The following is a 25,421-nucleotide window of genomic DNA, read 5'->3' as shown; positions in this document are numbered from 1 at the left end:
AACTACTGACCCTGCTCGTCTGGCTCCTGAGGCCCCGGTGCAGGTGCTTCAGTAGTGGTAGTTGTAGTAGTTGTTGTGGTCGTAGTTGTAGTAGTTGTGGTCGTTGTCGGAGTAATGTCGATCAGACCGCTTTCATTCAGGCTTCCGCTAAGAGTAGCTGTCTGCTTATCATAATCTACGTCATATACTGCATAACGGCACTTCTGCTGATTCTCGTCATTTGTGATGAAGATAGTCAGAGTTTCTGTCTTCTTGCCCTTTACAGTTACATTTACAGAACCGCCTGCAACAGATTCGCCACTACCGATCTTCTGTGTATATGCAACGTTGCCGTTATTGTAGATGTCTATAGAATATGAGCCGTGGATACCACTTGGGAGTGGCAGTGAGAATGTTACCTCAACAGGTGAAGTTTCTCCGGTCGAAACGTAAATAGTAACAGTTGTGTCACGTTCAACATATGTGCCTTCGTCTGTATCCTGCTCGATGACCTTGCCCTTATCGCCCTCATGCTCGATCTCCTTGACCTCAGCCTTGAGCTTGTTCTCCTTGAGCATTGCAACTGCCTTTTCTTCTGTAAGACCTACAACTCTTGGTACTTTGACTCTTGTTTCAACAGGGCCCTTACTTACAAACAAAGCAACAGTCGCACCTACGGCATACTGCTCGCCTGCTGCCGGCTGTGTTTTCACAACAAGACCTGAAGCTATATCCTCAGACCATATATCTCTCTTAACGACCATAAATCCTGCAGCCTTAAGCTCACTTTCAGCCACAGTGCCGTCTTTCTTCACCATGTCAGGGATAGTTGCCATTTTTTTGCCCTTACTTACAGTAAGTGTAACCGTGAAGCCTTCCTTAACAGACTTTCCTGCTGCCTGACCCTGAAATGTGATTATTCCCTCGTCATACTGGTCATTATACTCTTCGGTAATATCAAATTTAAGCTTATCCTTATAATCCTGCTCTACCTGAACGATATTCTTGCCCACAAAGTTTGGCAGTGTAACTGTACCTGTGTGCATACCGTTTGAACCGCTGAATGACTTGAATACAACTCCTACGATAACGAACGCCGCAATGATAACGACCGCAACTGTCACGGCAAGAAGTATTGGAACAACGTAAGAACGCTTCTTTTCTTCCTCTTCTTCCTCGTCGTTTTCTTCGTCATCGTCCTCATATTCTTCATCGTCGTCATAGTTCTCACTATGCTCATCGTCAAAATATTTGTTATTGTTATCAGCCACAGGGATAGGAACAGGACTGTTCTTATATCCGAAAACAACAGATGGATTGAGCTTGAATGTGTCTATATCCTTTATCATCTCTGCTGCTGACTGATAACGTCTTGCAGGATCTCTCTCCATAGCGTGCATAACTATTTCTTCAAGAGCCTCTGGGATAGAAGGCATGATCTCTCTTGGCGGAACCGGATCCTCCTGCATATGCTTGAGAGCGATAGCCACAGGATTTTCACCGTCAAAAGGCTTTCTGCCTGTGAGCATCTCATAGAGCATAACGCCTACAGAGTATATGTCAGATCTTTCATCTGTCATATCGCCCCTTGCCTGCTCAGGTGAGATATAGTGAACAGAACCGATAGTCTTGTCAGAAAGTGTCTTTCCGTCGATCCTTGAAAATCTTGCGATACCAAAATCCATGACTTTGATAGTTCCGTCAGGGAAAAGCATTATGTTCTGCGGTTTGATATCTCTGTGAACGATACCCTTATCATGAGCGTGCTGCAAAGCACGGAGTATCTGAGTTACAAAGTGCAAAGCGTCTTTCCACCTAAGCACACCCTGCTGCTCGATAAACTCTTTAAGGGTGATGCCGTCGATATACTCCATAACGATAAACTGTATCTCGTCAGAAAATCCCACGTCATATATCTTTACGATATTAGGGTGAGAAAGTACAGCGATAGCCTTGCTCTCGTTTCTGAAGCGTCTGAGAAATTCCTCGTTCTGTGAAAACTCAGGCTTAAGTATCTTTACCGCAACAGTACGGTTTTCCATAACGTCAACTGCCTTATAAACGTCAGCCATTCCGCCCACGCCGATAAGCTCGGTTATCTCATATCTGCCGTCTAGCTTTTTGCCGATATTAGAATCCATGTAATTCAACTCCTATATTATTCATGTTTTATTGTCATTCCATTAATTTGCTATTACCGCAGCAGTAATATTATCTTTACCGCCGCATTCGTTTGCGAAAGCAATAAGCTGTTTTATAGCCTCGTCAAGATTATTGCCAAACACAGTTTCATATATCATATTGTCTGTGCAATAATTGGTCAGACCGTCAGAGCAAAGCAGCACCGCAAAATTATCATTTTCTTCAAGCTCGAAATAATCGACCTCAACATCTGATTCAACGCCCACAGCCTTTGTGATAACGTTTCTCATATGATGATTTTTCGCTTCTTCTTTGGTTATCTGACCCGACCTATAAAGCATTTCCACATAAGTATGGTCAGTGGTTATCTGAGCTATACCGTCCTTGGTAAGAAGATATCCACGGCTGTCGCCAACGCTCACCATATAGACGGTCTTATCCACCACCAATGCCGCAACGCAGGTAGTACCCATGCCGTTTTTGTCAATATCCTCCTTGCTCTTGCCATACACGATCGTATTCGCATAATGCACTGAAGTGAGCATAAGATTTCTTATGGAATTTGGTTTCATATCTTTTCGGAAATTTTCCTTGATACGTTTTACTACTGCGTCAATGGCAAGCTGACTGGCAACTCCGCCTGATGACGCTCCGCCCATACCGTCACAGACCACCGCAACGGCAACATTGTCAGCAAGAAATTCAGCATGCACTCTGTCCTGATTTTCACTGCGTTTTTTTCCGATGTCTGTATCAGACGCTATAAACAAGCGATTCACCACCTTTTATCAGATCTCATATTCTCGTCTTAGCTGACCGCAGGCAGCGTCTATATCCGCACCCAAGGTCCGCCTCACAGTAGCGTTTATCCCAAGCTTCTCCAGATATCCTCTGAATCTGTTGGCTGACTTTCTGTCAGAATGATAATTACGCTCCTTTATCTTATTAACAGGGATTATATTCACATGACAGACAAATCCACCCAGAAGCTCCGCAAGCTCCCTTGCGTCCTCCATAGAATCGTTATGCCCGTCTATCAAAGCATATTCAAAAGAAATTCTCCTGCCTGTTACCTTAAAATAGTATCGGCAGGCGGCAAGAAGCTCGTTGATATCATACCTGTCATTAACAGGCATTATCTCGCTCCTGCTCTTATTATTGGAAGCGTGCAAAGAGATAGACAATGTTATGCCAAGCTTTTTCTCTGCAAGCTCATATATCCTCGGCACAATGCCGCAGGTAGACACTGAAACATGCCTTAGCGACATATTAAAGCCCTTTGGACAGGACAGCACTTCAAGGAAATTCACCACATTATCAAAGTTATCCATAGGCTCGCCTATTCCCATAAGCACCACGCCTGATATCTTTCTTCCGCTGTCACGCTCAGAAGCGTATATCTGTCCCAGGATCTCCGAGGAAGTCAGATCACGCTTGAAGCCTGCAATAGTTGACGCACAAAAGCGACAGCCCATTTTGCAACCCACCTGAGTTGACACGCAAATGGTGTTTCCGTAGTTGTATTCCATTATTACGGATTCCACATGATTTCCGTCCTCAAGCTCATATAGATATTTTACAGTATTATCGGTATGAGATTCAAGCTTTTTTGACACAAATAGTGATTTTAAACAAAATTTTTCATTAAGCAGATTCCGTAATTGTACAGATAGATTAGTCATTTCATCAAAACTTGACACTCGCTTTACATGAAGCCAATCAAATATCTGCCCTGCACGGAACTTCTTTTCTCCAAGCTTTAGTATCTCGGCTTCCAGCTCGTCAGGCAGAAGCCCCAATATATCTATTTTTCCATTATCATCAAATGCTACCAAAAGATCACCTCAGCCTGATAAACTTAGCAATAAAAAATCCGTCTGAATTATATTTTGCAGGTGTGATAGACATTCTGCAAAGACCGCTGTCGCTGCCGAAGGCCTCGCCTAGCGGTGCAGGCTCAAAATCAGGGTGTTCAGCCAAAAATCTGTCTGCCACCTCATCATTTTCCGCCCTTGACAGCGTGCAGGTAGAATACACCAGCGTTCCGCCTACTTTTACATACTCCGCCGACGTTTTCAGTATATCATACTGTATTTCGGGAAGCCTATCGAAATCTGAGGGTTCTTTATACTTTATCTCAGGTTTTCTTCTTATTACACCAAGTCCCGAACAGGGTGCGTCGCAAAGCACTTTGTCAGCTCTTGGCATTTTATCGTCATAGACCTTCGCATTGTTGACACCTGCCCTTATGCAGTCAAGCCCAAGCCTTTTGGCACCGCTTTCAATAAGACCTGCACGATTTTTATGTAAATCAAAAGCAAGCACTCTGCCCTTGTTGTTCATACGCTCGGCAATTGTAAAGGTCTTTCCACCAGGTGCGGCACAAAGGTCAAGCACTGTATCGTTCTCCTTAGGATCAAGCGCCGCACAGCAAAGCTGGCTCGAAAGATCCTGAACGTGTATCCTGCCCTCTTTGTAAGCCTTAGTATGCTCCACCGCTCCTGCACCGCATATCCTTATGCAATCAGGCAGGACGGACAGCCTTTCAAATGTAATGCCCTCCTCAGCGAGCATATCCAGTGTACTTTCAAGAGAATGAAAGACCGTGTTCACTCTTGCGGTGACAGGTGCCTGTCCCACAGAGGTTTTCAGCATTTCAAGGCAGATATCCTTACCATATTCCCTTGTCCACTTCTCCGTCAGCCATACAGGTGCGGAGTATTCTATAGAAAGCTCCTCGGTAGCATTTCTGCCCTTTGGAAGCTTTTTGTCGTTTCTTATAAACTCCCTTAGCATTGCGTTCACAAAGCCGCTTGCCGCAGGATTTCTGTTTTTCTTTGCAAGCTTCACAGACTCGTCCACAGCCGCATTGTCAGGAACAGAGTCCATATATAAAAGCTGATAAAGACCCATTCTCAGTATAACTCTGACCTCAGTACCAAGCTTATTCTTAGGGTTGCGTGAATATTCCCGAATAATGTTATCAAGTGTTATCTGTCTTTCCAAAACGCCGTAGAAAAGCGCTGCGGCGAATTTCTTGTCCTGAGGTGAAAGGTCTGACCTTTCAAGGCCCTCGTCAAGAAGTATATTTGAATATGAGCCGCTGTTTTCTAGCCTTGTAAGCAGCCTTAAAACCGTTTTTCTGGCGTTTCCCATAGTTCCTCCGAATTATCCCAGCACAGTGCCGTTCTCGATATGTCTGCCTCTGAGAAAATCAGCGGTATCCATTCTCTTTGAGCCTTCAGCCTGCACCTGAGTAAATCTTATCACTCCGTCTGAGCAGGCAACGGAAAAGTCGCTGTTATCCACCACAGTGCCCGCAGGCTTTCCGCAAGGCTTTGTGGAAGCTATCTCAGATCTATATACTTTCAGCCTTTTGCCCTCAAGCACTGTAGTAGCGCATGGCCAATCAGACAGACCGCATATCTGTTTGTGTATCTTTCTCACTGGCTTTGTGAAATCTATAGGGCAAAGCTCCTTTGAGAGCATTGGTGCATAAGTCGCAAGGCTCTCGTCCTGCTTAACAGGAGTTATCTCGCCCTTATCGAGCTTTTCAAGGGTATCAACAAGCACCTCTGCACCCATTTCGGCAAGTCTGTCAAAAAGCTCAGCGGCTGTTTCGTTCTCGCCAATAGGAGTAGCCTTTTCCACAAGGATATCTCCCGTATCCATGCCCTCGCCCATAAGCATCGTTGTAATTCCGGTCTCAGCCTCATCATTAAGCACAGCCCACTGTATCGGACCTGCTCCACGATATTTAGGAAGCAGCGAGCCATGGACGTTCACACATCCAAGCCTTGGTATATCAAGCACCGACTTAGGGAGCATTTTGCCATAAGCCGCCACCACGATACAATCAGGGGCAAGGTCATTGATAATTTTAACATACTCCTCGCCGTCTTTTTTAAGGCTTTGCGGCTGATAAACAGGAGTGTCATGCTCCTGCGCAAGCACCTTTACAGGGGGTGGAGTAAGCTTATAGCCTCTGCCCTTTGGCTTATCAGGCTGAGTGAAAACAGCCTGCACCTCATATCCGCTGTTATAAAGCTTTTTCAGCGTTGGTACGGCAAAATCAGGCGTACCCATGAAGATTATTTTCATTAGTCCTCGACCTCTACAAATTCTTCAACTATCTCAGTAAACAGATGACCCTCAAGGTGTGCAAGCTCATGGCAAACGCACTGTGCAAACAGTTCTGATACTTCCATTTCGTACCACTTGCCATGTCTGTCCTGCGCCTTGAACTTAACTCTCATAGGTCTTGTAACATAGCCCCACTCGTTCGGGCATGAAAGACAGCCCTCCAGAACTCTCTGCTTTTCCTCGCTCTGCCATGTTATCTCAGGGTTGATAAGCTCGTAAACCTTATCGTCGATTATTATAACGACCACTCTTCTCAGCTTTGCCACCTGTGGACCTGCAAGACCAACGCCGTTGGCGTTTTTCAGGGTTTCTGTCATATCGTCAAGAAGCTGACCAAGCTTGTCGTCAAATTCTGTAACAGGCTTACAGACCTTGTGAAGAATCTCATCGCTCTTATTAAGTATTTTTCTGAGTGCCATTTATTTAACTATCCTTTCTTAAAGCCCGATATCGCCGTTTATGTCGGCATATATACGAACTGTCTGATAATCTTTATTTTTATAGAACTCGCCCAAAACGTGCTTTATCATCTCACGAAAATCCGCAGTATTGCGTGTTTTCAGGATAAGTCTGTATCTGTAGCGATTATTTATCATTTCAAATGTGCATGGTGCAGGACCTAACGCTCTGAGGGGAAAATTCACCCTATGCTGTGAGATATACTCTTTTATAAGCTGAGTCACCCAGCGTGAAGCGCCTATTACCTTGCTTTCAAGAGGTGCTGAAAAGCCTATGACGCATATATCGCAAAAAGGCGGATATGTCAGCGACTTTCTCAGTGCTATCTCCTCTTTATAAAACTCATCATAATTTTGCTCTGCCGCAAGGTTCAGCACATAATGGTCAGGCACAAAGGTCTGAATGTATGCGACCCCTGGTTTATCTCCTCTGCCGCTTCTTCCTGCCACCTGAGTGAGCAGTGAGAATGTTCTCTCATAGCTGCGAAAATCCCCTGTGAACAGTGCCTTGTCAAGTGATATGACTCCCACCATTGTGACATTTGGAAAATTCAGTCCCTTTGCTATCATTTGAGTGCCGAGCATTATATCATACTCGCCTTTCTCAAACGCCTTGAAATTCTCTTCATAAGAATATCTTGAAGAAGTGGTATCAGCGTCCATTCGCAGAAGCCTTGCCTGCGGAAAAAGTCTTTCAAGCTCGTCCTCCACACGCTGAGTTCCCACACCGCTTGATTTGAGCCGCTGTGAGCCGCACTGTGGACAGTGCTCTATATTATCCATGGTATATCCGCAGTAGTGGCACATATACCTATCGTTTTTCTTGTGATACGTCAGGGGTATATTGCAATTTGGGCAAGCCACAGGCTGACGGCAGTCCATGCAAGTGATATACGTTGTATAGCCACGTCTATTTAAAAGCAGGATAGCCTGCTCTTTTTTCGCAAGCACTTCTGTGAGCTTATCACACATAACACGGCTGAGCAAGCTGTCATTGCCCTCTGCCGCTTCCTCCTGCATATCGACTATCTCAACTGCCGGCAGGGGCGACTTTGAATATCTGTTTTTAAGCTCAAACAAGTGATATCTGCTCTTTTGAGCATAATAAAAGCTCTCCAGCGACGGAGTTGCAGAAGCCATTAACAGCACGCAGTTATTATATCCGCACCGCTGTATGGCAACATCTCGTGCATGGTATCTAGGCGTTGAGTCCGACTTATATGACGGCTCGCCCTCCTCGTCCATGATGATTATTCCCACGTTGGTGACAGGAGCAAATATTGCACTTCTTGTGCCGATAACTATTCTTGCTTCCCCACGCATTACACGTTTGAACTCGTCTGTACGCTGTCCCAACGACAATGACGAGTGCATAACGGCTATCTTATCACCGAAAAGTGACTTGAATTTGCCGAGCATTTGTGGTGTAAGGGATATTTCAGGCACGAGCATGACCGCTGTTTTGCCCATATCCATAACGCTTTTTATAAGCTTTATGAACACAGACGTCTTGCCGCTTCCCGTAACACCATAAAGCAACGCACCTGCGGGCTTTTCAGCTTTTATAAGCCCCATTATGCCCTCATATGCCGCTGATTGTTCATCATTTAATATGATATCGTCAGGGTCCTGCCTTTCGCCAAGCTCGCCTATGGCGTCACGCATGACCTCATATTTATACTGCACGATAACTTTCTTGTCAGCAAGCCTTTTTAATATGCTTGAAGTGCAGTTGGTCATATAGCAGACCTCTTTAACAGAGGCACAGCCGCCCTCTTCAAGCAGCTTCACCACAAGGGTCTGCTTCGGGGTAAGAGTGGTCTGTATCTCCCCTGACACATACTCGTCAGATAGCCTTACCATGCTGACATTCTCATCACCGACTTTTCTTTTCAAAGCGTCGCTGATCTCAACATAACCCTTATCCACAAGAGAATCCACAGTTTTCTTCTTTCGTGCGTCATTATGCACGTCAAGAAAGCTGTCAATCTCCCTCTGACTTTTTGCACATCGGAGAAAGTCCACCACATTTTTCTCATCTTCATTTAATGTATCCTCGTCAATGTAGGTATTGACAAGGCTGTAATGCTGTGAAAAAGTGTAGGAAAAGCCTGTAGGCACAACGGATTTGTAAGCGTCATAATAGGTGCAGAAAGTGTTTTCTTTCAGCCACATTATTATCCTCATCATTTCCTCGGTAACAAGGCTTTCCCCGTCCACCACTGAAATAACAGGCTTCAGCTTATCGTTATACTCGGCTTCCGTATACGTTCTCGCAACAAACCCTACGGCTTTGCGGTTTCCTCTGCCAAAAGGCACAAGCACACGCACTCCGCTTTTCACTTTCTGAGCCAGCTCCTCCGGCACACTATAGCTATACAGTGCGTCAAAGCTGTATGATGCACGGCTTATTGCAACCTTTGCCACGATAAAAACTCCACGCACAGCCGTACACCTCCCCATAAAAAGCCTCGATTATTTTCTGAGGCTTGGATCCTCGATTATTTTGTATTCGCCATTATAAAGCTCGTCAACTGCTGTCTTTACTGGCTTTTCATCAAGCACCAGCTTGTTGTCAAAAGCGTCGCTTGTGATCTCTCTTGCTCTCTTTGCAACTGCAATAACTAGAGAATAATAGCTTTCATTGTTCTTCAAAATCTGGCTTACGGCCGGTCTAAGCATCATAATTAAGCACCTCGTCAATTAATTTCTTTGTATCATCATTTTCTGATCTGAATTTATCCGCCTTGCCGTCCTCGGCTTTCACGGAGTTCATAACTGCAACAAAATCTTCCACAGCGTCCTCTAGTCCGTCGTTCATTATCACATAATCATAACCACCGGCTTTGCCGATCTCACCGGCAGCCTGACTTACACGGTCAGCGATAACATCATCAGACTCAGTTCCACGCTTTCTAAGCCGTCTGTCTATCTCCTTAACAGACGGTGGAAGTATAAACATCAGCACAGCTTCAGGAAAGGCTTTCTTCACCTGAAAAGCACCGTTAGTTTCAATTTCAAGTATAACATCTCTGCCCTGCTCAAGATTAGCAAGAACAGGCTTCTTTGGTGTTCCGTAATAATGACCAACATATCCTGCGTGTTCAAGAAATTCACCGCTGTCTATCATTTTCTTAAAGCTGTCATCGCTTATAAAATGATAGTGAACGCCGTCCTTTTCGCCCTCTCTGGGCTTTCTTGTAGTGCAGGATATAGAATAGAACACATCTCTGTTTTTAAAGACCTCTGCAAGTATAGTTCCCTTGCCACAGCCTGAGGGAGCTGATATAACAAACAGCTTTGCATTGTTCTTATACATTGTCATCGTCCTCCTCGTCAACAGCGGCACGTCCGCCTACAGTTTCAGGTGCAACTGCCGACAGCACCACATGGTCGCTGTCCATAATAAGCACCGCTCTTGTTCTTCTGCCGTAGGTGGCGTCTATAAGAGTACCCTTATCCTTAGCTTCCTGAATGATACGCTTTATAGGCGCAGACTCAGGGGAAACTATGGCAATGACCCTTGCGGAGGACACCATATTTCCAAAACCGATATTAATAAGCTGCATATCTCACACCGCCGTTATTCGATATTCTGTATCTGCTCTCTGATCTTTTCGATCTCAGCCTTAAGATCCACCACCATTTTTGTGATAGTGAGATCGTTAGCCTTTGAGCCGATAGTATTCACCTCACGGTTAAGCTCCTGCACAAGGAAGTCAAGCTTTCTTCCAACAGGCTCGTCCGACTTGATAAGCCCTCTGAACTGTGAGATATGGCTTCTGAGCCTTACTGTTTCCTCGTCTATTGCCACCTTATCGGCGAAAATAGCCACTTCTGTAAGTATCCTCTGCTCGTCTATGTCCTTATCGCCGAGAGTTTCCTTTATCTTTGCATAAAGTCTTTCTCTGTAGCTTTCAGTAACGCTAGGTGACTGATCTTCTATCTTGCCCACAGTTTCCTCGATATAATCAAGTCTGCCGCTGATATCGTCATACATCTTGACGCCCTCAGTTTCACGCATCTGAACAAATCTGTCCAACGCCACCTGAGCCACATCCTTGACCTCGTTCCAGATAACTTCCTCATCATCTGTTTTCTTCACAACTGTGAACACATCAGGAAGCTTCATGATATGTGACAGTGTGATATCGTCATCAAGGTCAAGCTCGTCAGCCGCACCTCTCAGTGCGTCAAGATAGCCCTTTGCAACAGCCTTGTTAAGCTCTATCTCAGCGTCAGTACCCTCCTGATTATAGATAGAAACGGAAGCCTCTACCTTACCACGGGAAATACCGCTTTTAAGAAAGCCTTTCAGCTTTTCATCAAGATAGCCGTAGGCTCTCGGAGTTCTCGAAGTAAATTCATAATATCTGTGGTTTACAGAGCGTATCTCAACGATTATCTCTCTGCCGTTTGCCACGATATGCTCTCTGCCGAAACCGGTCATGCTTTTTATCATAGCATACCCGTCCTTTCATATAATAATATTTATGTTATCCGCTTGGTACTTAACATAGTACATCAAATTATATTATAACATCAAGCTCCGTAAATAGCAATAGTTTTTCACATTTATTTAAAATTATATTTACTTAAAATTTATATATTCTGAAATATGTCCAACAGTGACGAGCCGATATAGATATGAGGGTATTTTTCAAAATCCTCTTTAGTGGTAGAGCCAGTTGTTACTCCTGCAAAATCCACACCTGAATTGAGTGCAGTTTCGGCGTCGATGTAGCTGTCGCCTATATAAAGCACGTCCGATTTATCCGCACCGAAACGCTCTATTATCAGGTCAAGTCCCTGCGGGTCAGGCTTTGTCCTTGTGACGTCCTCGCCGCCAACTATGATATCTACAGGCAAAGAGCCTGCCTGCTCATTGAAAGTATTGACTATCCTATAGCGATATTTCGTGGAAACTATGCCGACTTTTACCCCTGCGTTCTGCAAGGTCTGCAAAATTGCGATAGTATCGTCATAAAAATATGTTTTCTTCACCATTACCTCGTCTGCCTTTTTTACATACGCCTTGCGCATATCCTCACGCTGAGGATTGTCAGGCATATCTGTCAGCAGGTCGAAAGCGTCAACAAGGGTCATACCTATGGTGTTGTAGATTGTCCTGTCGTCCTTTGGCGGATAACCAAACTCTTTCAAAACGTGCTTAAAGCACTCCAAAATGCCCTCGGAAGAGTCTGCAAGAGTAAGGTCAAAATCGAAAACAAAGTATCTGTATTTGCTCATAATAAACTCCTTTTCAAACAGCAAGGGCAACCCTTTGCGGATTGCCCTGTATTTTATTCAACTGTAACTGATTTTGCAAGATTTCTCGGCTTATCAACATCATTGCCTCTAAGAACTGAGGTATAGTAAGCGATAAGCTGCAAAGGGACCACTGTAAGCATAGGCATAAGCAGATCGTCTATTGTCGGCAGACCGATCTTATAATCTGCCACCTCATCATCAACGTTGATATATCCGTGAGTAACAAGGACAACGTATGCTCCTCTTGCCTTGACCTCCTTGACGTTGCTTATGGTCTTGTCAAGAATCTCTCTTTGTGTTGCAACTGCGATAACAGGCATATTGTTCGTTACCAGTGAGATAGTGCCATGCTTAAGCTCGCCTGCGGCATATGATTCAGAATGGATATATGATATCTCCTTAAGCTTCAGTGAGCCTTCCATAGAAAGCGCATAGTCAAGACCTCTGCCGATATAAAGAAGATTTTCCTTGTTTACAAGCTGTGAAGCAACATACTGACAATTATCAGGTGTTTTAAGGACAACTTCAAGCATATTAGGAACGTTCTGAAGCTCTGCTGTAAGTCTCATGCACTCCTCTTTTGAGATAGCCCCGTGAGCGTATGCTATAGCAAAGCTCAGCAGATAGAACACAGAAAGCTGAACTATATAAGCCTTTGTGGAAGCTACAGATATCTCAGGGCCTGCATGGGTGTAAAGCACCATATCAGACTCTCTTGCGATAGACGAGCCTTTTACGTTTACGATAGAAAGTGTTTCAGCACCCCTCTCCTTAGCCATTCTAAGGGCTGCGAGAGTGTCGGCTGTTTCTCCTGACTGTGAAACAAGAATAACAAGATCTCCCTTTGCAATGATAGGATCTCTGTATCTGAACTCAGAAGCCATATCCACTGTAACAGGTACCCTGCCAATCTTTTCAAGCACATACTTGCCCACAAGACCTGCGTGCATTGCAGTACCGCAGGCAACAACGAAGATGTTGTTATAGCCCTTGAGTCTGTCATATGTAAGACCACACTCTTCAAGGTTTGGCATACCGTCAACTATTCTTGGTGTGATAGTTGTTTTTATAGCTGTTGGCTGTTCGTGAATCTCTTTGAGCATAAAGTGAGCATATCCGCCCTTCTCAGCCGCTTCCATATCAAAGTCAGCAACAAGCATCTCTTTCTCAACCGGCATTGAGTGAACGTCAAAAAACTCCACCTTGCCATCGTCAAGGACAGCTATCTCGTTCTCGTCAAGAAGATAATAATTCTTCGTATATTTCAGTATTGCAGGCACATCAGAAGCTATAAAAGCTTCGTCCTCGCCAACTGCAACGATAAGAGGAGAATCCTTTCTTACTGCATATATTCTTCTTGGAAAATCCTTGAATATGATACCGAGAGCATATGAACCCTCTATCTCAGCAAGAACCTTCTGTATTGTCGCCATAGGGTCTCCATCATAATAATAATCAAGAAGCTTTGCAACTGTTTCTGTATCTGTCTGAGATTCAAAGATATATCCCTTTTTCAGCAGAAAATCCTTGATAGTTCTGTAGTTTTCAATGATACCATTATGAACGATAGAAATATTCGCATTTCCGTGAGGGTGTGAATTTATATCAGACGGCTCGCCATGTGTAGCCCAGCGTGTGTGACCTATACCGCAAGTACCGTTGAGCCAGCCCTCTCTTTTAAGCTTTTCTTCAAGGTCAGCAAGTCTGCCCTTTGTCTTTTTTGTCTTGATAGCATCGTTCTCAAAAACAGCTATTCCTGCTGAGTCATAACCTCTGTATTCAAGCTTTGACAGTGAGTCAAGCAGCACCTTTGTACAATCCTTTTTTCCCACATAGCCTACTATTCCGCACATATATAAGCAACTCCTTTCATTCTCATTTGTTAAAAATCATTAAATTTCTTATATTTTTCCAAACCATATCCACATAAATATAATATATCATAGCATATTTTGCATGAAAAAGCAATAGCAAATGCAAAAATTAGCGAAAAGTACTGTTAATCTTACAAAAAATATGTTATAATTAGTTTGGTAAAACTAAAACGCTAAAGCTTATCATAATATAATATTTTTACAGGAGGTCAACTATGTCAAAGGTAACAGAACTTAAAGACAAATTCGTTGAGATCTACACGGAAAACATAAAGCGCCCGGGCTCGGAAAAGCTGCTCAATTATCTGCTTTCAGAAAACAGCGACTTCTTTGTTGCACCTGCTTCTACAAGATACCACGGAGCATACGAGGGTGGCTTGTGCGAACACAGCATACACGTTTATGAGTGCCTGAAAAGCTATCTGGAGCGTGAGCGTGTAAAGGAAGATTACAACATGGAATACTCTGACGAAAGCATTGCTATCGTTTCACTGCTTCACGACATCTGCAAGGTAAATCTTTACAGAGTAAGCTACCGCAACGCCAAGAACGAACAGGGCGTGTGGGAGAAAGTCCCATACTATGAATTTCACGAAACACTGCCATATGGTCACGGTGAAAAGTCGGTCTACATAGTCAGCAGCTATATGCGGCTGACCCGTGAGGAAGCCATGGCTATACGCTGGCACATGGGCTTTTCAGGAGAAGAAAACAAGAATAGTATCGGTCTTGCCCTTGAAATGTATCCTCTCGCACTGGCGACCCACATTGCAGATATGGAATCTACATTTTATATAGAAGGCGGCAAGGCGTGAGGATACTTATAGACGCTGACGGCTGTCCTGTCACGAGTATCGCAGTTTCTATAAGCAAAAGCCATGGGCTTGAATGTATCATAGTTTGTGACAGCTCGCATATTTTCAGTTCTGACTATGCACAGGTGATAACTGTCGACAAGGGTGCAGACAGTGCAGACATGAAGCTTGTGAACATCGCTCTAAAGGGCGATATTGCCGTGACGCAGGATTATGGGCTTGCGGCAATGTGTCTTGCAAGAAACGTCCTTGCTCTGGACCAGAACGGCAGGATATATGACAGCTCCAACATTGATGCACTGCTTCTATCAAGACATACTGCAAAGAAGATACGCAGAAGCGGCGGCAGGCTCAAAGGTCCGCCAAAGCGCACCAAACAGCAGGACGAGGATTTCAGGGTGGCTCTTACCAAACTAATCGAAGATAATATTAACTTTATGTAAAATATGCACAAAATATATAGAATTTCATAGAAAATTGTGTTACAATCAAACTATAGTTTTATAGAAAAGAGGTTTTCACAATGAACATAGACAAGATTTTGAAGGAACTCACACTTGAAGAAAAAGCTTCATTGTGCTCAGGCTCTGACTTCTGGCACACTGAGGAAATAAAAAGGCTGGATATACCAAGCATAATGGTGTCTGACGGCCCTCACGGACTTAGAAAAATGCGTGATGATACAGACAATCCTAACGAAGCTATCAAGGCAGTATGCTTCCCATGTGCCTGCGCACTTGCCTGCTCTTTTGACAGAAAGCTGCTTACAACTCTCGGCAAGGCTCTTGGGGAGGAGTGTCAGGCTGAGGACGTTTCCGTTATACTTGGCCCTGGCTGTAACATAAAACGTTCACCACTTTGCGGCAGAAACTTTGAATACTTCTCAGAAGACCCTTATCTTGCTTCACAGCTTGCCACAGCACACATAAAGGGCGTTCAGAGCAAGGGCGTAGGAACTTCCCTTAAACACTTTGCCATGAACAATCAGGAAACAAGACGTATGAGCTATTCTGCCAACGTTGATGAGAGAACGTTCCATGAGATATATTTAAGTGCCTTTGAAACACCAATCAAGGAAGCAAAGCCTTGGACAGTGATGTGTTCATACAACCGCATAAACGGCGAATATTCCTCGCAGAACAAGCTTCTGCTCACTGATATACTCAGAAACGAATGGGGCTATGATGGACTTGTAGTTAGCGATTGGGGCGCAGTTGATGACAGACCTCTTGGCGTTGCCGCAGGTCTTGACCTTGAGATGCCTACCAGCAACGGCAAGAATGACGAGCTTATCATAGAAGCCGTAAACAACGGCTCGCTTTCAATGAAAGACCTTGACAAGGCTGTGAGAAACGTGCTTACGCTTATTCAGAAAGCCGAGGACGGCTATGCCCCTGCAACAAAGTGGGATAAAGAAAAGCAGCATGAATTTGCAGGCAAGATAGAGTCCGAATGTGCTGTACTGCTCAAAAATGATGATAAGATACTGCCGCTTGACAAGTCTGCAAAGATAGCTTTCATTGGCGAATTTGCCGACAAGCCACGTTATCAGGGTGGCGGAAGCTCTCACATAAATTCATTTAAGGTAACTTCTGCTCTTGAAGCTGTCAAGGGCATGGATAATATTACATACGCACAGGGCTTCGTCACAGACCGTGACGAAACTGTTGACGAGCTTCTCGATGAAGCTGTGGAGCTTGCCAAAAACAGCGATGTTGCCGTTATCTTCGCAGGTCTGCCCGAAAGCTTTGAGTCTGAGGGCTTTGACAGAAAGCATATGAGAATGCCTGATTGTCAGCTCAAGCTTATTGATGAAGTTGCTAAGGTAAATGAAAACGTTGTTATCGTTCTCCACAACGGCTCGGCTGTTGAAATGCCGTTTGCAGATAAGGTGAAGGGCATACTTGAAATGTATCTTGGCGGACAGAACATCGGCACTGCTGAAAAGGCTCTGCTTTTTGGCGAAGCTAACCCTAGCGGAAAGCTTGCGGAAACTTTCCCTGAAAAGCTTTCACATAATCCGTCTTATCTTAATTTCCCGGGAAATATGGACGATGTTGACTATGCCGAGGGAATTTTCGTGGGCTACAGATATTATGATGAAAAGGGCATAAAGCCACTGTTCCCATTTGGTCACGGACTTTCATACACAACCTTTGAATACAGCAATCTTACTGTTTCAGAAAACGAGATAAAAGACGACAAGACACTGACGGTCATGGTGGACGTAACAAACACAGGAGACAGAGACGGTATGGAGATCGTTCAGCTTTACGTTTCCGACAAGGAAAGCTCAGTGCGCAGACCTGTCCGTGAGCTTAAGGGCTTTGAAAAGCTTTTCCTTAAAGCTGGCGAGACCAAAAAGGCTGTGTTCCACCTTGATAAGCGTTCATTTGCATACTACGAGCCTGATATACACGATTGGTTCGTTGAATACGGTGAGTTTATTATCGAGGCAGGCTCTTCTTCAAGAGATATCAGACTTTCGACTTCTGTTTATGTATCTTCCGATACAAAACTCCCAGTGCATTTCACCTTGAACACCACCTGTGGCGAGATAAATTCTATCCCAGAGGGCAGAGCTATGTTCGAGGATATTTTAAGCCAAATAGACTGCGGCTTTGGCGACACGGCTTCCGACGATCTTGGCGCTTCTGCAAAGGAAATGATGGAAGCAATGATAAGAGATATGCCACTGAGAACCCTTGTTACATTTGCAAATGTTCCGGACATCACAAGAGCGAAGATGTCAGAAATGGTGGAAAATCTCAACGAAATGCTTGCAGAAAAATAACCAATTATGGACAGCAAGTTAGACAGCAACAAAGACGAAAAATCGAATGTGACAGAAAATGATGCTTCAAAAGCAAAAACAAGCAGAATAAAACTTTTTGTAGGCGTGATCGCAGTTGCGATCGCCATTACTACAGCGATTGCTTCTGCACTTGTTAACAGACCACAGCGTGATGATGTGGTGATACTCACACCGCCTGCTGACAGCTCTCAGGCTGACAAGGTGGACAATTCAGGCAGTGAAAAGGTCATTAGCAAGACTGCAAAGGCACACACCACAAAGAAAACAATGACATCAAAAGCCGTCACAAGCAGTATTGCTGAAACCAAAGAGGAATACAGCTTTCCTGCTGACATAAACAAGGCTGACAAAGAAATGCTTATGGCGGTGAGCGGCATAGGCGAGGTAACAGCCGACAGGATAATAGCATATCGTGACAGAGTTGGTGTTATCAGCAACATGGATATGCTTCTTGAAGTAAACGGCATCGGAGACTCTACACTTGCACTTCTCAAAGGCTATTTTTATGTTGACAGCGCAGACTACCATGATATGCCACAGGAAACGAAAGCCGCAGAAACTCAGCCTGTGCAGACAGAAATCCCTGCTGATACTGTAACAGAGCCTCCGGCCACAGAGGAGCAAACTGTTACAACGGCTGAAACTACTGAGAAAGTCAGGCAGAAAGTGAACATAAACAAGGCTGACGCTCAGGAGATATCAGACAAGCTTCTAATTGATATGGACAAGGCGAATGCTGTCATAGAACTTCGTGAGCTTATATCCTATTACGAAAGCCCTAACGAGCTTCTTTTGTGCAAGGGCTTTACAGAAAAACTTGTTTCCGAGCTTTGGGATTATATTGAAATATAACTGTATTTTATATCTGCTACATAAAAAAAGAACTCGCACATTTATGAGGCTCACTTAGGGATTTGATAAAATAACTATTTTTAAGTGTAGCCTTCAAACGAAACTCAAAACAAAACGACCACACTAGAGTATTGATTTACTCCAGTGTGGTCATTTCTTATTTAACCATATAATCAAGAACCTTTTTTAAACATTCAATGCTTGTATCAGTAGAAACTGAGTCATTGCTTCCTGGTGCATTGATAGGAAATCCCCATGCAAGGTGACTATTATAATAATCAATCAATACCTGCTCATATGAACCTCTTGATGCAGAAGAACTTCCGGGTTCAGTCCATTGCCATCCTCCGATAGCGTGATAAACAAAACTGTCAATCACAATTCCCGATAAATGGTAACTGCTAAAATGGTTATCTCTTATCCTACGAATATGTTTACAAGTGTCATACAGCAGGCCGTTACTACTCTTGTTTTTATTTGATATAGCATCTTGTTCAGCTTTAGGATTTGTAGATTTCCAATTTCCACCCATATTTGTATCTGGATATCTATATGTGCCAGTCCAATTACCAAACCAATCAAACACCTTGAATGCAGGTAATATTTCAAATTTCATTCCATCTGAGAAATTAGTTTTTACTACTTGCCCATCAGCTCGTACATCACTTCTAGGATATACATCTAATATTGCGTTCTTAACACTTTGTAACAATCTTGATTGACCATTACCTTTCATCACATCATAACGATTATATTCTGATTCTGGAAGGCACACTAAAATATCTAAATCGCTTGTATCTATTGCTGTACCTCTTCCATATGAACCGACATACAAACTATTTGCAGTGTCACTGAAACTATTCCAAAACTCTTTATTAATCGCTTTTGTAACAGTGTGATATCTTTGAGAAATTTTACGCCTAGTATCTAAAGCTATAATCTCTCCGTGCTTACAAACTAAATCACTCATGTTTTTCCTCCATTCTCAGCTCATCTGGAAGGAAGGCATTTATTTCATCTTCAGAAAAACTGTTATCCTTATCTACATTTAATGCCTTTCTTGCCAATTTCACCGCTTTATTCGTAGTATTCGGAGCAGATTGATATATTTTATCTAATTCTTTAAGTACGTCCTCGTACTGTGTTAGCAAATTATTTACCGAATCACACCCCATGTGTATTTTTAAAATGATTAAATACAATTGGTCACGAATACATAGCAGCTTATTTGCTGTATCTTTATTACTTAGTGTCATCTGATGTAAATCAAACGATTTAAAATAAGCACTGACAAATATTGTAACAAACGATAATATTGCAGATATTATTTTAATCCAAAATTGATTAGTGAATATCAATGATAATATACCAACCGATGTTGCAGATGCGGCAATAATATTAAGTGTTTCTAAAAGCTTATACTGCCTTGTGTAAATATCGCATTGCTTCTCTTGAATTTTATGCGACCATACGACACTTGCATAGCTGCGTTTAACTGAGGTTTCCAAAGTTTTATAATTATTTTCCGTAATAATTTCACCATCCTTACTTTTCCAACTGTGCTTGTAACTCTCTAAAGCTATCTAAGGCACTCTGCAAGTTTTCTATAATGTCTTCTGCCAATTCATCTGGAGAAGGAAGATTATCAAGGTCAGCGAGCGACTTATCCTTAATCCAAAAGATATCAAGACTTGTCTTATCACGTTCCAATATTTCTTCAACGCTAAACTTTCTAAAGCGTCCGTCTGGATTGTTTTCTGACCAAGTTTCGGTGCGTTCGTGACGATTAGATGGATTATAGCATCTTATGAAATCCTGTAAATCTGCATCAGTCATTGGATGTTGTTTCAAAGTAAAATGTACATTGGTTCGGAAATCGTATATCCATATTTCCTTTGTCTGTCTTTCAGGACTTGCAGGCCTTTTATCAAAGAATAATACATTAGCTTTTACACCTGGTTTATAGAAAATTCCTGTAGGTAGTCTAAGAATAGTATGAAGTTCTGTTGTTTCAAGAAGTTTCTTTCGAATAATTTCTCCCGCACCTCCCTCGAACAAAACATTATCCGGAAGAACCACTGCAGCTTTACCTGTAGATTTCAAAATCGTGTTGATATGCTGAATAAAATTAAGCTGTTTATTGGAACTTGACGTCCAAAAGTCCTGACGATTATATACAAGATCTTCATCTTCTTGCTCACCGTATTCATTTGTAAAAGTGATAGATGATTTCTTTCCAAATGGCGGATTAGTTAATACATAATCCACACGATAGCCAGGGTCTGTTAGTAACGCATCTCCAAGAGTAATTGGAGCTTCTGTGTAAATATCTCCTATGTTATGCAGATATAGGTTCATTAAAGCTGTCTTGAAAGTTGCACCAACAATCTCGTTTCCATAGAAAGTATGATCTTTTAAGAATGCTTTTTGCTCTCTGTCTAGCGTATAATTATTCGGATCAGAAATGTATGACTGAGAAGCAAGGAAAAAACCACCGCTGCCACAACAAGGGTCTGCAATGGTTTTCATTGGCTCAGGTGCAATACATTCAACCATTGCCTTAATCAAAGGACGAGGAGTAAAGTATTGTCCGGCACCACTTTTGATATCTTCAGCGTTTTTCTGTAATAGTCCTTCGTAGATTTCACCTTTGACATCGGAAGACATTGCTACCCATTTTTCGCTTTCAATCATTTGAACAACTCGATAGAGAATTGCAGCATTACTAATCTTATTGGTTGCTCCTTTAAAAATCTGTCCGAGCATACCAGGTTTTTCACCAAGTGTTTCTAAAGTGTTTTTATATTGTTCTTCAAGTTCAGCACCTTTAAGAGAGTTAAGGTCTTTCCATTGGTATCCTTCTGGAATACCTGCATCTCTGTTATAAGGCGGTCTTGAATACTCGTCTGCCATTTTGAGAAAAAGCAGATAGGTTAATTGTTCCAAGTAGTCTCCGTGAGAGACTCCGTCATCTCTAAGAGGGTTACACATTCCCCAGACTTTGGAGATGATTGCTGATGAATTTTCATTTGCCATTATATTAGTCTCCCTTCAAATGCTTGTTTTAGAATACTTTGTCTCAGTGCCTCTGCCTGTGACAGTGTGCAATCTATGGTTTGTTCAATGCTATCGAAAACAGATAAACGAGATTCGATTTCTGCAACTATTTCTTCTTGCTCTTTAAAAGATGTAAATGGAAACCGTAGTGCACGAACCCTTTCCTTATTTAGAGCCTTTTGATTATTACCAGAACCAACACGTCTTGTGTTCTCATAATTCAAAAGTAAAAAATAATAAATATATTTGGACGAACAAGGTGTTTCTGATACTAATATTGCAGCAGTATTTTGGTTATGGGCAGCTTTGGTATTTAGAATAGCTGCCTGTCCTCTTGTTTTTCCTTCCCCAATCATAGCAAGCATAACTGTACCAATAGGATGTACATTAGTGGATGAATGTAATATTCCATCTTCTGTCACCTGCTCCCTTGTAGAATATATATTGTTAAAATGCACCTCACCGCTACTTACCCAGTTAATATTTCCGTTCCAATATTCTGGAACTCGTCTACTAGGTGTTGCACCGACTTGAACCTCGAACACTTCGCCTAATCTAACTTTCTTCCATTCTTTAGGCATTGTGAGAGATATTTCATTTTCATCACCTGACGTATCCTTAAAAACTTCATTATTGCGTTTTATTCTTTCAAAATCGTCTCTTGGATTTTCGTTATGATGTTTATCTCTCCAAGAAAAAGTTAGCTTTCCTTCAAACGCATCTTTCAGCACTGCCTGTTTATATAAATTCAATTGTTGCTGTGTTGCTTTTAAGGTCTTTACAGCATCATCCAAATCTGAAAACAATTCTTCAATCCTTGCTACAATGCGTTCTTGTTCTTCAAGTGAAGGAACAAAAATTTTAGATTCTTTAAGAATATTTGCATTTAAATGTGGTGTGCCAGTGCCTTTCTTTTTTGTGTTTAACAATAGATATTTACTTTCAATAAAGTACCTTAAGTAATCTGTAGATACTCCGTCCGCATAAATCTTAAAAAGAGTCGAACCTACAACCCCTTTAATGGCACGTCCAGTCAAACCCGAACGTGAACCATCACCAACAATCAACAAATCTCCTTCCTCGCAAAGAAGAGACTTTTCTGGTGATGCGTAATTATCTATTACTCCTTGTTCAAAAGCCTTAATATCCACATAAGGAAGATATCCTTCAGTGGGTTCTTTTACTTGTGATAGTGGTTTTTTACCTTTTTCCATATGAAGGATGGTGCCCAATTCAATTAGTTCCATTCGGTATCCTCCTTAAGCCACCAATGCGGCATTTAATTCATTTAATATATTTTTATAGTTATCGCCGAACGCCTCATAGAATCCAAGAAGCCCTCCTTTATGGTCAAAAGGAGTATAATCCAGATCTTCGTCTAAAATGCTTAGCGAAGAAATAATGTGATCTTTTATTAGTCTAAGCCATTCCATTTGTTCTTCAGTAAACTGAGTATGTCCGGCATTTTTCTTGAACGTCCATTCTTTGAAATTGGCATTTACCTTATCGGAAAATGTTGTTAGTTCGTCTGTTGCTCCAATTTCAAATCTTATGATTGAGATAAGGTCGGTAATCTGTGCTGTAGTACCACGCTTGACCTTATCCGTATACTTAATATAATAACAATCCCATAGACGCTCAATAGTTATATTTTTCTTTTTTAATTTTTCATATAATGCTTTGAGTTGCTCAATGACCATAGGTCTGTCTTTATAAGCTTCATTGTAAATGATGCGAAGTGCAATAATCTCATTCTTGTTATCTTCAATGAATTCTTTAAATGTCTGAATAACCTTATCTGCATTTTCTTCTTTCTGTGAATCAAAGCCTGCAAAGATGACTGAATCAAGGGTAACGGTATCAATGATTTGATCATGGCTCCTGCGAATGTTCTCAATGAAATCTCTTACATCCGAATTAAAGAAAGGCTGTGTTGCCTCTTTAATTAATTCTTTCTGAGCGTTTGCAATATCATCATCAGACGGAATACCACTTGAAGCTATAGTTTTTGCTCTATCATTGATTACATCTTCATCAAATGCATTGAGAAGATTATTTGCAATGTTACGGGCAGACGCACCAACATTCTCTGTAAATTCCCTATGTTCCTTTTCTGTCATCTGCTTATCCAAACGAGACACACGATTTGCAAGAGATGTCAGAGTGTCTTCGCTCTTATCACCTAAGGCAACATTCATCATTAATTCTCTCATTGAAACAGTAGGTTTACGCTCAAGGCTTCTTGTTTCCGATTTCTTTGATTTTGTAACACCGACTGCATCAACAATAACAAAGTGGTCTTTATTCTCTGTAGCAGAAGGAGTAACCTTCTGAAGGTCATCTACACCGATTGTTCTGGTTCCTCGTCCAACCATCTGTTCAAAGTAATTCTTACTACGCACATCTCTCATGAAAATTAAGCATTCAATAGGTTTGACATCTGTTCCGGTCGCTATCATATCCACAGTAACTGCAATACGAGGATAATAGTCATTCCTAAATGAACTTAAAACACCTTCAGCATTCTCAACAGAGTAAGTTATCTTTTTGCAGAATTCATTTCCTTCTCCAAATTCTTCACGGACAATATTGATAATATCATCTGCATGGCTATCCGTTTTTGCAAAAATTAGAGTCTTAGGAACTTCTTTTCTTCTTGGAAACAGTGTTGTAAACAGTGCATCTTTGTAAGTTTTGACGATGGTTCTTATCTGACTTGGATTTACGACATCTTTATCAAGCTTGTTTTTGTCGTAATCCACATCCTCGTCCATTTGTTCCCAGCGTTTTTCTCTTGATAAACGGTCACGGTATTCGATTAACCTTTTTAAAATATGACCGCCTTTCTGAGAAACCTCCGTTTCAATAAGGAAAATATCCTCTCCGACATTTACACCATCGATAATAGCCTGTTCTCTTCGATACTCGCTGACAACATTCTCGTCAAAGAAAGCAAATGTTCTTTTGTCCGGTGTTGCAGTAAGTCCAACTAAAAAAGCATCAAAGTATGTAAGCACCTGCTGCCATACGTTGTAAATAGATCTGTGACATTCATCAATGATAATACAGTCAAAAAATTCTGGTGGATACTTCTCGTTATAAACAACTTCTTTAGGAGCTTTAGTGTCAGCAGTTACATATTCATTGAATGATTCTTCTTCTGCAGATTCATCCATATCTTCCTCTTTTAAAATAGAATACATTCTCTGGATTGTACTTATGCATATTTGTACATCGTTTGGTATATATGAACTCTTTAATCTTCGAACTCCGTACAACTGTGAAAAAGAGCGTGTATCATCATTTGGAGTATAGGCAAGAAATTCTCTTTCTGCTTGTTCTCCAAGACTTTTAGTATCAACAAGGAAAAGAATTCGATTCATTTTTGCATATTTTAATAATCGATATGCTTCCGTGATAGCAGTAAAAGTCTTTCCAGCACCAGTAGCCATCTGCACAAGAGCACGAGGTCTGTTCTCTGAGAATGACTTATCCATATTTTTTATAGCATTTATCTGGCAATCACGAAATCTCGTAGTATCAAGCTCTGGGAAATTCTTCATATTATTACGAATTGTGTCTGGTGCAGCAAGCAAAGAACGTAAATATTCCGGTCTATGAAAAGAGAAAACCTTTCGGGATCTATACTTAATATCCTTATAGTCAGTAAATCGAATCAGCTTGTCAGTTGCCTCATAAGCAAATCTAATTTCATATTCATGGTTAATCCACTTGAAGGTACTGTTTGCATATCTAGCAGACTGCTCCTCAACAGTAGTAATATTTTCTCCGACTGAACTCTTTTTAGCTTCAATAACACCTACTGGGTTTCCATCCACAAAAAGAGCGTAATCAACAGGTCCAGTGCTGGTAGGAAATTCTCTTATTGCTACACCTGCGGACGCACTAAGATTAAGCTGTGATACGTTTTGAATTATCCATCCCGACTGATTTAATTTTTCATCAATTATAATTCTTGCTTCTTGTTCTGGTGTCATCTTAAACAACCTCTCTA

The 25,421-nt window shown here is 42.0% G+C and carries 22 protein-coding genes; 4 read left to right on the top strand and 18 right to left on the bottom strand.

Translation table 11 applies throughout. From position 1 onward, the window contains the following. Positions 1-2: 2 nt before the first annotated feature. The 13 genes from pknB to glmS all read right to left on the bottom strand — a co-directional run bounded on the left by pknB (position 3) and on the right by glmS (position 13,846). On the bottom strand, positions 3-2,120 hold the full coding sequence (gene pknB / locus DW938_RS06020; RefSeq protein WP_118124197.1) for a Stk1 family PASTA domain-containing Ser/Thr kinase: 2,118 nt from the start codon (positions 2,118-2,120) through the stop codon (positions 3-5). A 42-nt stretch (positions 2,121-2,162) separates the two neighbouring features. Beyond that, the gene (locus DW938_RS06015; protein WP_242843618.1) at positions 2,163-2,900 is read right to left on the bottom strand and encodes a Stp1/IreP family PP2C-type Ser/Thr phosphatase; all 738 of its coding nucleotides are present in this window, start codon (positions 2,898-2,900) and stop codon (positions 2,163-2,165) included. A 9-nt stretch (positions 2,901-2,909) separates the two neighbouring features. After that, complete coding sequence (rlmN, locus tag DW938_RS06010) at positions 2,910-3,956, bottom strand: 23S rRNA (adenine(2503)-C(2))-methyltransferase RlmN (protein ID WP_022287849.1); 1,047 nt, start codon at positions 3,954-3,956, stop codon at positions 2,910-2,912. Between the two features lie 4 nt (positions 3,957-3,960). Then, complete coding sequence (rsmB, locus tag DW938_RS06005; RefSeq protein WP_118124196.1) at positions 3,961-5,277, bottom strand: 16S rRNA (cytosine(967)-C(5))-methyltransferase RsmB; 1,317 nt, start codon at positions 5,275-5,277, stop codon at positions 3,961-3,963. 12 nt (positions 5,278-5,289) lie between these two features. Beyond that, entirely contained in the window at positions 5,290-6,222 is a 933-nt protein-coding gene (fmt, locus tag DW938_RS06000; protein ID WP_118124195.1) for a methionyl-tRNA formyltransferase, read from the bottom strand. After that, complete coding sequence (gene def, locus DW938_RS05995) at positions 6,222-6,683, bottom strand: peptide deformylase (protein ID WP_022287846.1); 462 nt, start codon at positions 6,681-6,683, stop codon at positions 6,222-6,224. Before def ends, fmt begins: the two co-directional genes overlap by 1 nt. Positions 6,684-6,701: 18 nt before the next feature. Next, positions 6,702-9,167: a primosomal protein N' gene (gene priA / locus DW938_RS05990; protein ID WP_242992407.1), complete on the bottom strand. Its 2,466-nt coding sequence runs from the start codon at positions 9,165-9,167 to the stop codon at positions 6,702-6,704. A gap of 30 nt (positions 9,168-9,197) precedes the next feature. Beyond that, positions 9,198-9,407 carry a DNA-directed RNA polymerase subunit omega gene (gene rpoZ, locus DW938_RS05985; protein WP_022287844.1) on the bottom strand — a complete coding sequence of 70 codons (210 nt, stop codon included), beginning with the start codon at positions 9,405-9,407 and terminating at the stop codon, positions 9,198-9,200. Continuing rightward, positions 9,397-10,041 (bottom strand): guanylate kinase, encoded by a 645-nt coding sequence (gene gmk / locus DW938_RS05980; protein ID WP_022287843.1) that lies wholly within the window; start codon positions 10,039-10,041, stop codon positions 9,397-9,399. The genes rpoZ and gmk overlap by 11 nt, the downstream gene beginning before the upstream one ends. Then, on the bottom strand, positions 10,034-10,291 hold the full coding sequence (locus DW938_RS05975; protein ID WP_022287842.1) for a DUF370 domain-containing protein: 258 nt from the start codon (positions 10,289-10,291) through the stop codon (positions 10,034-10,036). Before DW938_RS05975 ends, gmk begins: the two co-directional genes overlap by 8 nt. A 14-nt stretch (positions 10,292-10,305) precedes the next feature. After that, positions 10,306-11,184 carry a YicC/YloC family endoribonuclease gene (locus tag DW938_RS05970; RefSeq protein WP_022287841.1) on the bottom strand — a complete coding sequence of 293 codons (879 nt, stop codon included), beginning with the start codon at positions 11,182-11,184 and terminating at the stop codon, positions 10,306-10,308. A 140-nt stretch (positions 11,185-11,324) separates the two neighbouring features. Next, a complete protein-coding gene (locus tag DW938_RS05965; RefSeq protein WP_118124193.1) occupies positions 11,325-11,972 on the bottom strand; it encodes an HAD family hydrolase in 648 nt (215 codons plus the stop codon). A 53-nt stretch (positions 11,973-12,025) separates the two neighbouring features. Beyond that, entirely contained in the window at positions 12,026-13,846 is a 1,821-nt protein-coding gene (gene glmS / locus DW938_RS05960) for a glutamine--fructose-6-phosphate transaminase (isomerizing) (RefSeq protein ID WP_118124192.1), read from the bottom strand. A gap of 236 nt (positions 13,847-14,082) precedes the next feature. Between glmS and DW938_RS05955 the strand changes: the two genes are divergently transcribed. From DW938_RS05955 to DW938_RS05940, 4 genes are all read left to right on the top strand, one after another. Further along, entirely contained in the window at positions 14,083-14,682 is a 600-nt protein-coding gene (locus DW938_RS05955; RefSeq protein ID WP_022287838.1) for a hypothetical protein, read from the top strand. Continuing rightward, positions 14,679-15,125: a YaiI/YqxD family protein gene (locus DW938_RS05950; RefSeq protein WP_118124191.1), complete on the top strand. Its 447-nt coding sequence runs from the start codon at positions 14,679-14,681 to the stop codon at positions 15,123-15,125. Before DW938_RS05955 ends, DW938_RS05950 begins: the two co-directional genes overlap by 4 nt. 80 nt (positions 15,126-15,205) lie before the next feature. Next, positions 15,206-17,476 (top strand): glycoside hydrolase family 3 C-terminal domain-containing protein, encoded by a 2,271-nt coding sequence (locus tag DW938_RS05945; protein WP_118124190.1) that lies wholly within the window; start codon positions 15,206-15,208, stop codon positions 17,474-17,476. Between the two features lie 6 nt (positions 17,477-17,482). After that, entirely contained in the window at positions 17,483-18,349 is an 867-nt protein-coding gene (locus DW938_RS05940) for a helix-hairpin-helix domain-containing protein (protein WP_118124189.1), read from the top strand. 157 nt (positions 18,350-18,506) lie between these two features. Here the strand turns inward: DW938_RS05940 and DW938_RS05935 are convergent, their stop codons facing one another. Genes DW938_RS05935 through DW938_RS05910 form a run of 5 tightly spaced genes read right to left on the bottom strand, consistent with a single transcriptional unit; the run spans position 18,507 to position 25,404 of the window. Then, entirely contained in the window at positions 18,507-19,319 is an 813-nt protein-coding gene (locus tag DW938_RS05935) for a nucleotidyltransferase domain-containing protein (RefSeq protein WP_118124188.1), read from the bottom strand. Next, entirely contained in the window at positions 19,312-19,857 is a 546-nt protein-coding gene (locus DW938_RS05930; protein ID WP_181983464.1) for an SLATT domain-containing protein, read from the bottom strand. The genes DW938_RS05935 and DW938_RS05930 overlap by 8 nt, the downstream gene beginning before the upstream one ends. A 37-nt stretch (positions 19,858-19,894) precedes the next feature. Beyond that, a complete protein-coding gene (locus DW938_RS05925; RefSeq protein ID WP_118124186.1) occupies positions 19,895-21,385 on the bottom strand; it encodes a class I SAM-dependent DNA methyltransferase in 1,491 nt (496 codons plus the stop codon). Beyond that, the gene (locus DW938_RS15115) at positions 21,385-22,653 is read right to left on the bottom strand and encodes a restriction endonuclease subunit S (protein ID WP_242992405.1); all 1,269 of its coding nucleotides are present in this window, start codon (positions 22,651-22,653) and stop codon (positions 21,385-21,387) included. The genes DW938_RS05925 and DW938_RS15115 overlap by 1 nt, the downstream gene beginning before the upstream one ends. 12 nt (positions 22,654-22,665) lie before the next feature. Beyond that, positions 22,666-25,404 carry a DEAD/DEAH box helicase family protein gene (locus tag DW938_RS05910; protein WP_118124185.1) on the bottom strand — a complete coding sequence of 913 codons (2,739 nt, stop codon included), beginning with the start codon at positions 25,402-25,404 and terminating at the stop codon, positions 22,666-22,668. Positions 25,405-25,421 lie beyond the last annotated feature (17 nt).

It is taken from the genome of Ruminococcus sp. AM43-6, from assembly GCF_003461785.1.
GTDB lineage: Bacteria > Bacillota > Clostridia > Oscillospirales > Ruminococcaceae > Hominimerdicola > Hominimerdicola aceti.
The sequence above is the reverse complement of the archived record's forward strand: the minus strand, read 5'-3'. Positions and strand labels throughout refer to the sequence as shown.